The following is a 12,482-nucleotide window of genomic DNA, read 5'->3' as shown; positions in this document are numbered from 1 at the left end:
TTTCGTCAATGCAGGGAGCGGCCAGGATTGCACTGCGAGGGTTCGCTAGTGCTGGAAAACATGCTCCCGATGGAACTTCAGATACTCCAGCATGCCCCCCGGCACCACGCGCAAGGCCTGCGGCAGCCCCAGCGCCAGACGGTGGGACTCACTCAACCAATGCGACACCAGCATCCCGCCCTGCTCATCGAAGCTGATCAACCCGCGATAGAACAGCACATCCAGATTCGCCGCCAGCAACAGGCCATTGCCGCTGTCCAGCCGCTCCGCCGCCGTCGCCTCGGCCCACGGCTTGATATGCGAGGCCCGCAGCACTTCCGTGCAGGCCAGCCCGGTCACCGCGCAGGCCCCGCCCCAGACCTGCAGCAGGTCCTCGCGAAACTTGCCGCGACCACGCCGTGCCTGGATGTTGGTCAGCAGGTCGGTGACCGGTTCGCCGCCTTCGAGCAACGCATCCCGATCCGAAGCCGCCAGCGGCTCGGTCGGTGCGCAGTGGATCGCGTCGATCAGCCGCGTCCATTTCTCGCCGCGCTGGGCTTCGGGAACGGCGTCCATGATCCGGCCGACCAGGGCCAGGTCGAGTTCGGTGGGAATGCCCGGCTGGTCCGGCAGCTTCTGCCTGCCGATGAGGGCGCGCGGATCGAGGGTGACCGGCTCGTCGAACCACCAGAAGTACTCTTCAGGACAGATCCAGGCGGGGATCCGGTGCAGGTTCTGCTTCCAGCCGCGGATGAAATGATGGCGGTCGTCCTCATGGATCCGCCGCACCTTGGTCACGGCCCAGGCTTCTTCCCAGAGGTCATGCAGGGCCAGCTTGTCGACCAGTTCCTGGCGCTGCGGCTGCAGGCGCTCGTCGAACAGGCCCACGGCGTTGCCGGCGATGCCCACCAGTTGCTGGATGCCGTTGTGCGTGGCCGTCATGAAGACGAAGGTCTGCCCGGCATGCTCGATCAGCGGCGCGGTGCCGACGCCCTCGGTGTGGAACACCCGGTAGCGCTGCTCGCCACGACGCAGCAGCAGCCGCGGGGAGTTGTTCCATTCTTCGTGACCGTAGCCGTTTTCCCGGGGATAACCGCTGGTGGCGAAGCCGCCGGAGGGCGCGGTGTAGTGGTTGGTGTTCCAGAAAACCGGCTTTTGTACGAATAACGCCATTAACCTTTTATCCCTGTGTCAGCCGCCTGTGGGGGGTGCGGGTTCTCGTTGTGGGGCGATGATATCAAAAAGACTGCACCCGTCCTTGCAGAAACTGGCTTGCCAGCGATGCTGCAAGGATGGGCAACAAGACATAAAAAATGAACAAAAGTAATTTTAACGAGTAGATAAATACACAAATCACATAATTAGCTTAGAACCAAAAAGCCTTTCCCTCGCCCGGTTACCCCGGCATATCGTCTCCTTCAGACCCGACCCCACTCCCGGCGGAGGCTGTCCCCCACGACTGTCTCCAAGGAGAGTGCGCATCCATGATTCCTCTGTTTCACAATGCCCCCGCCCCACTCCGGCTGGATGCCGATGTACTGGTGATCGGCGGCGGCCTGGCCGGCACCTGGGCGGCGGTGGCCGCCGCGCGCAAGGGCGCGAAGGTGGTGCTGGCGGAAAAAGGCTTCTGCGGCACCAGCGGCGTGACCGCTACCGCCGGCCCCGGCCACTGGTGGGTACCGCCGCAGCAACGCGCCGCCGCCATCGACAAGCGCGTGGCCAGCGCCGCCGGCCTGGGCGATGCGCGCTGGATGGCGCGGATCCTCGACACCACCTGGCAATCGCTGCCGCAACTCGACCGCCTCTATCACTTCCCCCTGGACGACCAGGGCGGCAAGCAGTATCGCGCCCTGCGCGGCCCGGAATACATGCGCGCCATGCGCCAGCTGGCGCTGGAGCACCAGGTCACCCTGCTGGACCAGAGCCCAGCCCTGGAACTGCTGCAGAGCGAAGCCGGCGACCTCGCCGGCGCCCGTGGCTGGCAACGCCAGGCCAAACGGGAATGGCGGGTCGACGCCGCGGCGGTGGTCCTCGCCACCGGCGGCTGCGGTTTTCTCTCGCGCCTGCTGGGCAGCCAGACCAATACCGGCGACGGCTACCTGATGGGCGCGGAGCTCGGCGCCGAGCTGTCGGGCATGGAGTTCTCCAGCTACTACTGCATCGCCCCGGCCGGCAGCACCATGACCCGCTCGATGGTCTACACCTTCGGCCGCTATTTCGATGCCGCCGGCCGCGAGCTGGATATCGCCCAGGGCCCGACCTTCAACGACAGCCTGGCCCGGGCCCTGCTGCAAGGCCCGGTGTTCTGCCGCCTCGACCGCATCCCGCAGCACATCCGCGATCGCCTGCCCTATATCCAGCCGAACCTGATGCTGCCGTTCGACCGCCAGGGCATCGATCCCTATCGCGACAAGTTCCAGGTCACCCTGCATGGCGAAGGCACCATTCGCGGCATCGGCGGCCTGCGAGTGCTCGACGACGACTGCCAGACCAGCGTGCCCGGGCTGTTCAGCGCCGGCGACGCGGCCAGTCGCGAAGCCGTCACCGGCGCGATCTCCGGCGGCGGCGCGGTGAACTCCTCCTGGGCCCTGTCCAGCGGGCAGTGGGCCGGCGCCGGTGCCGCGCGGCACGCCCTGGCGAAACGACGCAATCGTACCGTGATACGTACCGTGGCACGGTACGGAGTTTTGCCGATTGGCCGTGCCGGCCACGATTACCGCGAGACGATCCGCGCCGTGCAGGACGAGCTGCACCCCTACGACAAGAACCTGTTCCGCAACGGCACCCAACTGCGGCGTTCGCTGGGCGTCCTCGATGACCACTGGGACCGTCTGCGCGCCCAGCGCGGCGTCGCCGATCCCACCGCGCTGCTGCGCTGGCGCGAGACCGCGGCGCTGCTGGCCAGTGCTCGCTGGTGCTACGCCAGCGCCCTGGCACGCAAGGAGAGCCGCGGCATCCACCAGCGCGAAGACGCGCCGACGCAGTCCAGCCGCTTCGACGCTCATCTGCGCAGCGGCGGCTTCGACCGGCCCTGGGTGCGCCATGACCCGGTGCGCGCGGAGGTGCCGGCATGATCGAGCTGATCTTCAGCGAGCGCTGCACCGGCTGCACGCGCTGCGTCACGGTTTGCCCGAGCAACGTCCTCGCCCTCGGCGACGACGGCAAGCCGCGCATCGCCGACCAGGCCGCCTGCCAGACCTGCTTCATGTGCGAGCTGTACTGCCACAGCGATGCGCTCTACGTACACCCGGACTGCGAGCAGGCAGTCAGCCTCGACCCGGCACGGATTCTCGCCAGCGGCCTGCCCGGCCAGTACCGCCGCGACTCCGGCTGGGACGAATGGGCCGCCGAACCGCGCTACACCAACCAGCACTGGCGTATGGAAAGCATCTTCGCCCTCGCCCGGGAGCTTGCGCCCCCTTCCCCTTCCACCGACACAGGAGCTCGCCATGAGTGAATCCCTCAACTACCTGCTGGCCGAACTGCACGCCGAACGCCAGCGCACCTGGGCCCCGCAGGCCCTGCAAGTGAATATCGAGCAACGCCAGCGCCTGGTGGCCGAAGCCGATCCGCAGCGCTTCATCAAGGCCGGCGATATCGTCGAGCCCTTCGCACTGCTCAAGGTCGAAGGCGGCAGCCTCGATCTCGATCAACTGCTGAGCAAGGGCCCGGCGGTGCTGGTGTTCTTCCGCTTCGCCGGCTGCCCGGCCTGCAACATCGCCCTCCCGTACTACGAACGCAATCTGCAACCGGCCCTGCGCCGGCGCGGGGTGCCGTTGGTGGCGATCAGCCCGCAGGTGCCGGAGCGCCTGGTGGAAATCAAGGACAAGCACCAGCTGACCCTGCAGGTCGCCAGCGACAAGGACAACGCCCTGGGCCGGCGTTTCGGCGTGCTCTACAGCTTCGACGAAGCCTCGCGCCAGGCCGCGCTCGCCAAAGGCAGCAGCATCGGCGAGATCACCGGCACCGGTACCTGGGAGCTGCCGCAGCCCACTGTGGTGGTGATCGGCCGCGACCGCCGCGTGCATTTCGCCGAGGTCAGCCCGGACTGGCTGGTGCGCAGCGAGGCGCAGCCGATCATCGACGCGGTGGACAGCGCACTGGATGCCGACAGCCTGCTGGTGCGTCACGCCTGGGCCTGACTACCTCTTCTCCATTCTCGACAGGACGCGAACCATGAGCACACGACAACTGCACCTCGGCGCCATTCTCACCGGTGTCGGCACCGACCAGCAGGAATGGCTGGACCCGCAGATTCCCGGCAATGCCAGCATCGATATCGACTGGTACAAGCAACAGGCCCGTGCGGCGGAGGCGGCGAAATTCGACTTCGTCTTCATCGTCGACAGCCCCTACATCACCCCCGATTCGGCGCCGCACTTCCTCAATCGCCTGGAGCCGCTGACCCTGCTCTCGGCGCTGGCCGGGGCCACGGAGAAGATCGGCCTGGTGGCGACCCTGACCACCTCCTACACCGAGCCCTTCAACGTCGCTCGCCAGTTCGCCTCGCTGGACCAGATCAGCCATGGCCGCGCCGGCTGGAACGTGGTCACCACGGGCCTGGAGGGCGCCGCCGGCAACTTCGGCCGCGAACAGCACATCGACCATGGCGAACGCTACCGCCGCGCCCATGAGCATGTGGCGGTGGTCCAGGGGCTGTGGGATTCCTACGAGGACGACGCTTTCCCGCGAGACCGCGCCAACAGGCGCTTCCTCGACCCGGCCAAGCAGCATCGCCTGGACCATCGCGGCGAATTCTTCTCGGTGACCGGGCCGCTGAACATTTCCCGTTCGGCGCAGGGCCAGCCGGTGATCTTCCAGGCTGGCGTGTCGGAGTCGGGGCGCGGACTGGCGGCGCGGATCGCCGAGGGCATCTTCGCCGGCGTCGACAATTTCGAGGACGCCCGCGAGTACTACGCCGACATCAAGCGCCGCGCCGCCGAAGCCGGACGTGATCCGGAGCGGGTCCTGGTGTTTCCGGGGATCTCGCCGATCATTGCCGATACCGACGAAGAGGCGCAGACGATCCTCGCCCGGCGCACCGGCGAACTGGACCTGAACAAGGCCCTGGTGCAGCTGGGGCGGCCGTTCAACTACCACGACTTCAGCCAGTACGACCTGGATGCGCCGTTCCCTGAGCTGGGTGAACTGGGCAGCAACGGTTACCGCGGGCACGCCGAGAAGATCAAGCGGGTGGCCAGGGAGCAGGGCCTGACCTTGCGCGAGACCGCGCTGCGCTTCGCCCGGCCGTTCACCGGCTTCGCCGGCTCGGCGCTGAGCGTGGCCAACGAAATCGAGCGCTGGTTCCGCGACGGCGCGGTGGATGGTTTCAACGTGCATGTCGGCGCGCCGGCGGCGTTTGCCCGGTTCACCGATGAGGTGCTGCCGATCCTGCGCGAGCGGGGGTTGTTCCGTGGGGAGTATGCGGGGGCGACCTTGCGTGATCATCTGGGGCTGGAGGTGCCGGTGAATCGGCATAGCGAGGTGGCCTGAGCTGCCCGTCTTGAGCCTTGCAGCGCCCTGAAGATCGAGCGCCGCCCGCGCGGCGCATCGCTGTGCATGACGATGCTCTTCTAGCGCCCTTGAGATCGAGCGCCGTCCGCACGGCGCATCGCGAGCAAGCTCGCTCCCACAGTTTGTTGCAACGCGCCATGGCCTGTGAGATTTGGGTTGTCAGCCTTTGTTTTGCTGCGACGCATCGCGGGAAAGCTGTTGGGTTCGACTCGGTATCGAGTCGAACGCACAAGGCGGTCAATGGCGGTCTGTCAGACATAGGTACGTTGCAACAAACTGTGGGAGCGAGCTTGCTCGCGAAGCGCCGCGCGGGCGGCGCTCGATCTTCAGGGCGCCGCAAGACTCAAGACAGGCACCTGGCAGCCTTGACGCGATTTCCCGTCACACCACAAAATGCAATATTTAAATATCAAAAAGATTTTTTATTCTTAAAAATAATAATAAAAATAGATCGAAACGGTATTTCTTCCCGCCCCTCCCCCCTTGCTACAGTCCCTCCAAACCCGACCCCTCGAACGGTGGAGGCGCACTTTTCGACCCACCCGCGAGTACCCCCGATGAGCCACAGCATCGCCAGCCTGCCGAACCACAACAACCGCCTGCAACTCAGCGCCCCAGCCGTCCTCGAAGACCCTCACGCCGAACGCCTGCAGCGCAAGCAACGCCTCGCCGCGTCCTATCGCCTGTTCGCCGAACTGGGTTTCGAAGTGGGCCTGGCCGGACACTTCACCGCCCGCGATCCGATCGACACCGACAGCTACTGGATCAACCCGCTGGGCGTGCCGTTTTCGCGTATCCGCAGCAGCGACCTGCTGCGGGTCGACGGCCAGGGCCAGGTGGTGGAAGGCGACGGCCTGCTCAACACCAGCGCCCTGGAGCTGCACTACGAACTGCAACGGGCCCGCCCGGAGGTGGTCGGCATCGCCCACCTGCACGGCTTCCACGGCCGCGTCTGGTCGTCGCTGGGTCAGTTGTTCCAGCCGATCACCGCCGAGTCCTCGGCCTTCATCGGCGAGCAGGTGCTGTTCGACCGCCACGCCCTGCGCGACACCAACGGCAGCCTGCTGCAGGACCGCGACGCAGTGGCCCGGGCGTTCGTGGAAACCTTCGCGCGGAACAACCTGCTGGTCTGGCAGAACCACGGCCTGTGGGTCACCGGGCAGACCGTGGAAAGCGCCGCCTGGCGCTTCATCCTCGCCGACGATACCGCCCGCGCCCACCTGCTCGCCTTCGCCGCCGGCCAGCCACGCATCCCCGAACTCGGCGAGGACAACTTCAGCCCGGCCCAGCGCGAGCTGTTCGGCTGGCTGAATTTCCTGCCCTTGTGGGACCGCATCGTCGCGCAACAACCCGATCTGCTGGATTGAAGAGCCCGCCATGGCGCTCGGCCTCGACTGCCGCCGCCGCATGAGACGTACCGGCGCGCGCCGGACGCAGCACAGGCAGCGCCGACCACGGGAGCAAGGGACCTTCCGCGAGCCCGGCCATGCCTGGAAAACGTGAAAACAACCAATGAGAGCCCGTTCGACCACACATCCAGGGCCTGACTGCCAATCGCTCACCCAGGAACCGTCATGAAGTCCTTATCCACCACGCTGTCCATGGCCCCGGCGCTGCTCGCCGGCTTTCTCTTCACCCCACTGGCGCTGGCCGCCGACGATACCGCGCTGGGCACGGTGATCGTCACCGGTTCGCGCGGCAGCGAAGTGCGTACCGTCACCACCAGCCCGGCACCGATCGACGTGATCGACAGCAAGCAACTGGAACAGACCGGCGCCTCCAGCCTGCGCAGCGCCCTGCAGCAGACCCTGCCGTCGTTCTCCCAGCGCCCCTCCGGCACCTCCAACGACAGCATCGCCCGTCCCTACAGCCTGCGCGGCCTCAACGGCTCCAACGTGCTGGTGCTGGTCAACGGCAAGCGCCGGCACAACAGCGCGGTGATCAACCTCGACACCACCGCCGCCTACGGCACCAACCCGGTGGACCTGGACCTGATCCCGATCAGCGCCATCGACCATATCGAAGTGCTGCGCGACGGCGCTTCGGCGCAGTACGGCTCCGACGCCATCGCCGGGGTCATCAACATCATCCTCAAGCAGCACGACAACGGCGGCTCGGCCAGCACCCAGTACGGCGAGTACTACGAAGACGGCGACGGCGGCAATCTGCGCCAGACCCTCAACCAGGGCCTGGCCCTGGGCGACAGCGGCGGCTTCTTCAACTATGCGCTGGACGCCAAGTCGGTGCAGACCGCCACCCGCCCGCGGGACGCCACCGGCAACCTGTATTTCGCCGGCGACCCGCGCAATGCCACCGCCGACCGCCAGGTGCAGAAGAACGGCCTGCCGAAGATCAAGGCGCTGAACCTGTCGTACAACACCGAACTGCCGGTCAGCGACGACCTGACCCTGTATTCCTTTTCCACCTTCAGCAAGCGCGATGCCCGGGGCGGGCAGAACTACCGGCGGCCCAACTCGACCAACATCATTCCCGAGATCTACCCGGACGGTACCGCGCCGTTCTACACCCTCGAAGAAACCGACTACCAGGCAGCCGCCGGCGGCAAGGGCGAAATCGCCGAATGGCACTGGGACCTGAGCTCGACCTTCGGCCGCGACAAGGGCCAGGCCGGTGCCGACGAAACCCTCAACGCCTCCCTCGGCCCGTCCAGCCCGACGCGCTTCGACACCTATACCAACTACTTCGACCAGTGGACCAACAACCTCGACCTGACCCGTGCCTTCGAGGTCGGCCTGAGCAAGCCGCTGCAAGTGTCCTGGGGCCTGGAACACCGCCACGAGCGCTACAAGACCGAGTCGGACGATCCGCTGTCGTGGATCAACGGCGGCTATATCTACCCCCGTGGGCCGCTGGCCGGACAACCCGGTTCGGTGGGCGCCCAGGGCGCGATCACCCTGACCCCGGAAGACGCCGGCCAGGCCAGCCGCAACAGCTACGCCAGCTACCTCGACGTCGGCCTCAACCCCACGGAAAAACTCTACCTGGGCGCCGCCGCGCGCTTCGAAAAATACGACGACAGCAGCGGCAACACGCGCAGCGGCAAGCTCACCGCGCGCTACGACTTCACCCCGGCCTTCGCCGTGCGCGGCACCCTCAGCAATGGCTTCCGCGCACCGTCGCTGTCGCAGTCGGTGTATGCCCAGACCGCCAACCAGTACACCACCGTCAACGGCGTCGCGCAGTTCGTCGAAGCCAAGACCGCGCGGGTCGACTCGGCCCTGGCCCGGGCCCTCGGTGCCGAGGACCTGACCCCGGAGAAGTCGCGCAACATCAGCCTCGGCCTGACCTGGCAGCCGCTGCCCCAGGCCAACGTGACCCTCGACGCCTACCAGATCGAGATCCGCGACCGCATCGCCCTCACCGGCTTCCTCTACGGCAACGGCGTCGACCAGGCCCTGGTCGCCAACGGCTACAAGCCCGGCTACCGCATCAAGTACTTCACCAATGCCGCCGACACCACCACCCGCGGCATCGACCTGGTGGCCGACTACCGGGTCGACTATGGCCGCTTCGGCCGGGTCAAGTACGGCATCGGCGCCAACTACAACAAGACCGAGATCGACGACATCAAGCAAACCCCGGCCTCGCTCAAGGCCGCCGGCAACAACCTGGCCCTGTTCGACCGCGTCGCCCAGAGCTATCTCACCGTCGCCAACCCGAAGACCAAGCTGATCCTCAGCGCCAACTGGCAGATCGAGCGCTTCACCCTCAACGCCGCGCTGACCCGCTACGACAAGGTCACCGCGGTGGACGCCAACCCCAACTACGACGTGACCTTCGGCGCCAAGTGGCTGACCGACCTGGAAGTGGCCTATGCCCTGACCGACCACTTCGACATCGCCGTGGGCGCCAACAACCTGTTCGACGTGCGCGCCGACAACGCCGCCTTCCCGGCCGGCGACGTCAACGGTTTCCCGAAATTCGGCTCGATCTCGCCGTTCGACCCCTACGGCGGCTTCTGGTACACGCGCATCGCCTACAACTTCTGACCCCACCGACCACCGCGCCCGCCGCCGTCGGCGGGCGCCAGGAGCAGCCTCATGAGTCAAGGCCAGTTCGTCCTCGGCGCCTTCATCCCCGGAACCCTCAGCGGCAGCGCCTGGCGCCTGCCGGAAGCCCCGCTGGACACCTTCAGGAGCCTGGAGCACTACCAGTACATCGCACGCAAGCTGGAAGCCGGGCGCTTCCACTCGCTGTTCTTCAACGACACCCTCGACGTCAAGCTCGACCTCGCCCTGCAGCGCGGTCCCAACAGCGTGCGCTGGGACCCGCTGATCCTGGCCCCGGCGCTGGCCACAAGCACCCGCCATATCGGCCTCATCGCCACCGCCAGCACCACCTACAACGAGCCCTACAACGTGGCGCGCAAGTACGCCTCGCTGGACCAGCTCAGCGGTGGCCGCGCCGGCTGGAACCTGGTCACCTCCCTGGGCGGCGGCGAGAACTTCAACCGCCAGGCGCATGTCGAGCACGATGACCGCTACGCCCGCGCCGAGGAGTTCTACGACGTGGTCAGCGGCCTGTGGGACAGCTGGGCCGACGACGCCTTCGTCCAGGACAAGGCCAGCGGCACCTGGCTGGATATCGACAAGCTGCATGTGCTCGCGCACCAGGGCGAGCACTTCCAGGTGCGCGGCCCGCTCAATGTGGCGCGCTCGCCCCAGGGCCATCCGGTGGTGGCCCAGGCCGGTGCCTCGGTGGCCGGCAAGCGTCTGGCGGCGCGGGTCGGCGAGCTGATCTTCACCGCCCAGCACACCATCGACCAGGGCCGCGCCTTCTACACCGAAACCAAGCGCGCCGCCGCCGCCTTCGGCCGTGGCGCCAACGAGCTGAAGATCCTCCCCGGGGTCTCCCCGGTGGTCGGCAAGACCCTCGCCGAAGCCCAGGCCAAGTACGACCGCCAGCAGGAACTGCTGGAGCCGAAGGCCTTCCTCAGCTCGATCTCGGCCTTCGTCAGCCTCGGCTACGACCTCTCCGAGCTGCCCTTCGACGAAGTGGTCCCGCTGCCCCCGGAACAGTTCACCACCAACACCCACCAGAGCCGGCAGAAACTGGTGTTCGACCTGATCCGCCGCGAGCGCCCGACGGTGCGCCAGCTGTTCAACCAGCTCACCTCCGGCGGCCACCGCATCCTCATCGGCACGCCGCAGAGCATCGCCGACGACCTCCAGGCCTGGTTCGAGGCCGGCGCCGCCGATGGCTTCAACATCATGTTCAGCGGCCTGCATTCGGCCATCGACGACTTCGTCGACGGGGTGGTCCCGGAGCTGCAGCGCCGCGGTCTGTTCCAGCGCGAATACGCCGGCACCACGCTGCGGGAAAACCTCGGCCTGCCCTACCGCGCCAACCGGTTCTTCTGAGGAGCATTCATGATTCGACCCCTGGCAATCCTGGCCCTGAGCGTGGCGCTCGCTGGCTGCGACGGCACCCCCGAGCAGCACAACGCCGCAGGCACTCCGGCCCAGCCACGGCACGGTGGCGTGCTGCGGGTGGCCTTCGACGGCGACCCGAACTGCATCGACCCGCAACAGGCCGGCAACAACACCGCGCTGAACGTCGGCCGGCAACTGGTGGATTCGCTCACCGACCAGGACCCGCAGAGCGCCGAAATCGTGCCCTGGCTGGCCGAGCGCTGGGACATCAGCGACGACTCGCGGCAGTTCACCTTCCACCTGCGCGAAGGCGTGACCTTCAGCGATGGCAGTGTGCTGGACGCGGCGGCGGTCAAGGCCAACTTCGAGGCCATCGTCGCCCTCGGCGCCCTCGCCCAACTGGCCGGTACCTACCTGGCCGGACTGGAATCGGTGCAGGTGACCGGCCCGCTCAGCGTGCGCATCACCTTCAAACAGGCCAATGCCCAGTTTCTCCAGGCCACCTCGACCATGAGCCTGGGCCTGCTGGCACCGGCCACCCTCGCGCGCTCCGCGGAAGAGCGCTGCCAGGGCGCGCTGGTCGGCTCCGGGCCGTTCACCGTGGACAGTTTCACCCACAACAAGCAGGTCAGGCTGCAGGCGCGCGGCGACTACGCCTGGCCATCGTCCCTCGCCGGCCACCAGGGCCGCGCCTGGCTGGACGCGATCGAATTCCACATCCTGCCGGAGTCCGGCGTGCGCCTGGGCAGCCTGCTGTCCGGGCAGATCGAGGTGAACACCAGCGTGCCGGTGCAGGACGAAGCCGTGCTCGACGCCCAGGGACTGCCGGCGATCAACCGGCCCAATCCCGGCATCGTCTTCAACCTCACGCCGAATGTCTCGCGGCCGCCGCTGGACGAACTGGCGGTGCGCCAGGCGCTGAACAAGGCCATCGACCGCCAGCAACTCCAGGGGGTGATCTCGCGCTACCAGAAACCCGCTTCCTCGGTGCTGGCCAGCAGCACGCCGTATTACCAGGACCAGAGCGCACATCTGGCCTACGACCCGCAAGGCGCCGCCGGCCTGCTCGACCAGGCCGGCTGGCGCACCGGCGCCGATGGCTGGCGGCAGCGCGACGGCAAGCGCCTGAGCCTCACCCTCGACTACTGGCAGGCCACCACCCCGGTGCTGGAACTGGTGCAGCAGCAACTGCGCCAGGCCGGTATCGAACTGCGCCTGAACAAGTCCACCATCGGCCAGGTCATCCTGCAGCAGACCTCGCTGGACTACGGCCTGTGGTTCTTCAACCTGACCCGCGCCGACCCGGATGTACTGCGCACGGTGTTCCTCTCCACGGGACGCAACGTCAACGTGCGCGGCCCGGCGGCGCTGGACCAGGTGCTGGTGGATTCCGCGGCGAGTCTCGACGGACAGAAACGCGGCGCGCTGATCGCCCGGGCCAGCGCCGAATTGCTCGATCAGGGCTATGTGATCCCGCTGGTGGAGGCCGCCACGGTCACCGCCATGCGCGATGTGGTGCGCGGCCTGCACTACGAAGCCTCGACCCGCCTGCAGTTCTACGACACCTGGCTGGCGCAGCCCGGGAGCCCTTGAACC

At 67.1% G+C, this 12,482-nt stretch carries 9 protein-coding genes; 8 read left to right on the top strand and 1 reads right to left on the bottom strand.

Annotation, left to right across the window (positions count from 1 at the left end; all coding sequences use genetic code 11):
* Positions 1 to 45: 45 nt before the first annotated feature.
* The gene (locus CHB99_RS26765) at positions 46 to 1,152 is read right to left on the bottom strand and encodes an HNH endonuclease (protein WP_042129021.1); all 1,107 of its coding nucleotides are present in this window, start codon (positions 1,150 to 1,152) and stop codon (positions 46 to 48) included.
* Between the two features lie 311 nt (positions 1,153 to 1,463).
* Between CHB99_RS26765 and CHB99_RS26760 the strand changes: the two genes are divergently transcribed.
* The 8 genes from CHB99_RS26760 (at position 1,464) to CHB99_RS26725 (ending at position 12,479) form a co-directional block, all read left to right on the top strand.
* Complete coding sequence (locus tag CHB99_RS26760) at positions 1,464 to 3,053, top strand: FAD-dependent oxidoreductase (RefSeq protein WP_042129022.1); 1,590 nt, start codon at positions 1,464 to 1,466, stop codon at positions 3,051 to 3,053.
* A complete protein-coding gene (locus CHB99_RS26755; RefSeq protein WP_042129024.1) occupies positions 3,050 to 3,436 on the top strand; it encodes a 4Fe-4S dicluster domain-containing protein in 387 nt (128 codons plus the stop codon). Before CHB99_RS26760 ends, CHB99_RS26755 begins: the two co-directional genes overlap by 4 nt.
* The gene (locus CHB99_RS26750) at positions 3,429 to 4,121 is read left to right on the top strand and encodes a peroxiredoxin-like family protein (protein ID WP_042129027.1); all 693 of its coding nucleotides are present in this window, start codon (positions 3,429 to 3,431) and stop codon (positions 4,119 to 4,121) included. The genes CHB99_RS26755 and CHB99_RS26750 overlap by 8 nt, the downstream gene beginning before the upstream one ends.
* Positions 4,122 to 4,155: 34 nt before the next feature.
* Entirely contained in the window at positions 4,156 to 5,472 is a 1,317-nt protein-coding gene (locus CHB99_RS26745; RefSeq protein WP_042129029.1) for an LLM class flavin-dependent oxidoreductase, read from the top strand.
* A 578-nt stretch (positions 5,473 to 6,050) separates the two neighbouring features.
* On the top strand, positions 6,051 to 6,860 hold the full coding sequence (locus tag CHB99_RS26740) for a class II aldolase/adducin family protein (protein ID WP_042130514.1): 810 nt from the start codon (positions 6,051 to 6,053) through the stop codon (positions 6,858 to 6,860).
* A gap of 207 nt (positions 6,861 to 7,067) precedes the next feature.
* Positions 7,068 to 9,503, top strand: a complete 2,436-nt coding sequence (locus tag CHB99_RS26735) for a TonB-dependent receptor plug domain-containing protein (protein WP_052419575.1) — start codon at positions 7,068 to 7,070, stop codon at positions 9,501 to 9,503.
* 51 nt (positions 9,504 to 9,554) lie between these two features.
* Complete coding sequence (locus CHB99_RS26730) at positions 9,555 to 10,874, top strand: LLM class flavin-dependent oxidoreductase (RefSeq protein WP_042130517.1); 1,320 nt, start codon at positions 9,555 to 9,557, stop codon at positions 10,872 to 10,874.
* A 9-nt stretch (positions 10,875 to 10,883) separates the two neighbouring features.
* Positions 10,884 to 12,479, top strand: a complete 1,596-nt coding sequence (locus CHB99_RS26725; protein ID WP_042130519.1) for an ABC transporter substrate-binding protein — start codon at positions 10,884 to 10,886, stop codon at positions 12,477 to 12,479.
* Positions 12,480 to 12,482: the final 3 nt, after the last annotated feature.

Origin of the sequence: Pseudomonas japonica, assembly GCF_900188455.1 — a bacterium.
GTDB classification, from domain to species: Bacteria; Pseudomonadota; Gammaproteobacteria; order Pseudomonadales; family Pseudomonadaceae; genus Aquipseudomonas; species Aquipseudomonas japonica.
Note: the sequence above shows the minus strand (reverse complement) of the source record. Positions and strands in the feature narration are given on the sequence as shown.